1 pseudogene is annotated in these 1,833 nt (G+C 31.6%); it reads right to left on the bottom strand.

Annotated elements, in window-relative coordinates:
* A pseudogene (locus ACFILT_RS05955) lies at positions 1-664 on the bottom strand (hypothetical protein); the annotation flags it as partial.
* Between the last annotated feature and the right edge of the window lie 1,169 nt (positions 665-1,833).

Below are 1,833 nucleotides of genomic sequence, written 5' to 3'. Positions count from 1 at the left end.
GGATATGCCTCATCCCAAATATGATCATCAGCAGTTAAAGAGGCGGCGCTATGAACATAAGAATCGCCAGAGATAAGAGCCCCACAAACCACGGCATCATCAAAAACACGCGAGCCATCACAAATATGAGCAGCGCCGCTTATTTTAGCATTGCCCCCGACATGAGCATCATCACAAATAACGGCATCATCACAAATATGAGCATGATTAGTGACGCGGGCGTTATCATAAATTTTAGCATTACCTTCAATTACAACGGCATTGCTCACATGAGCATTTCCATAAAGCTTTGCATTGTCCTTTAATAACATGCCTTCAAAAATAGCATTACCATAAATTCTTGCATTACCACAAACGTCAACAAAAAAGCTTTTTACTTTAGCATTTCCAAAGACGCGTGCATTTTGAAAGACCCTTGCTTTATTATAAACCCAGCAATTTCCCTCATGAGAGAGATTATCTTCACTTTCAATATAGCCCCCGAGGTCGCCTTTTTTGACATCATCAAAATCTCTTAAAGCTCTAATTCGCGTTAAGAAATGACCATCGATATATTCACAATCATCAATAAATTCGTATTTTTTTGCAGGCTTTTGTTTATTAACAAGCGCGGTTTCATTTCAATGTTAGAGAGAACGGGGGTGTTTTTTGATATATTTGTCATATTTAAAACCTATTCGTAAGATTTTTTTTCATTTGACACCTCTATAGAGGCGTCGGGCGCTGAAAAACACGGCGAATAGTCCGTTGCTTATACTTTTCCCTCGAAAAGGTATTGTATGGTATAAGCACACCCGACAAAATCGTTATATGCCAATGATAGCATAAAAGAAAGTCAGTATTTTAAGAAATGGGAGAAGTTGTTTCGTAACTTATCCGCTATTCGTTAAGTGTTTTTCAATCACTTGACTATTTATATAACAAAATACGTATTTATTGTCAATTAATATTTTATCTTTTTTGATATTTTTTGTATTTTTTAAATTGCATTCTGTATTAATGTTATCATGTGCTTATGAATTGCTTCTTTTATATTTATGCGCTTTTAAAGCTATATTATGGGCTTTCTGAAACAATGGCGTTCTTTTTTGAATCTATACATTTATAATATTTATAAACGCTCTCATAATGCGTATTTTTATCTTTATAACCTATCAGTTTTTTTCACTAAATGATTTTTAATTTTTTTGTGAATTTTGTTTATAACACATTTGCAACTTAACAGTTTTTTATAGAGATGATCTTTATAACCAACGCATTCATTTGCATTTTTGCTTTATTCAAATAAGGCTGTTATTTTTACGCATTCTCTATAGCTGTTATATGCTTTATAGCCATGGCATCATTTTTCATTTTCATAAGAGAAACGATAAATAGGATATAGGATAATTACGATTTATAGATTGTTATGAAAACATCTCAATAGAAACTGATAATTATAGAGATTAGCAAAATCCCTTTTATGAATTTTTATCAGTTCTTTTGAATGATAACCTTATGATTTTAGAGAATTGATTACAACGTGCTTTATGAAAATCATATGATCCTTTAAAGCTTTTCAAAAGATAGCTTGTAACTTATAAGAGATGCTATCAAGATCATTATAGTTATGAGTTTTGACGGGGTTTTGAGTTTTGAGGGTTGCTGCTATTATGTAAAAAAACGATAAAAAGCAAAAACGTTATTTTTCAATAGGTTAAGATTTTACAGATCTTAAAAAAACAACCCATATTGATAACACAACCTATAAATTCAACTAATAATATACGTTTTGAGGGGGTTTTGACGGTTTTTACACCTTCAAAACCTATAAGCAAAATGAATATATATATA

The organism is Bartonella sp. AP7XZML (assembly GCF_042195745.1).
GTDB lineage: Bacteria > Pseudomonadota > Alphaproteobacteria > Rhizobiales > Rhizobiaceae > Bartonella.
Note: the sequence above shows the minus strand (reverse complement) of the source record. Positions and strands in the feature narration are given on the sequence as shown.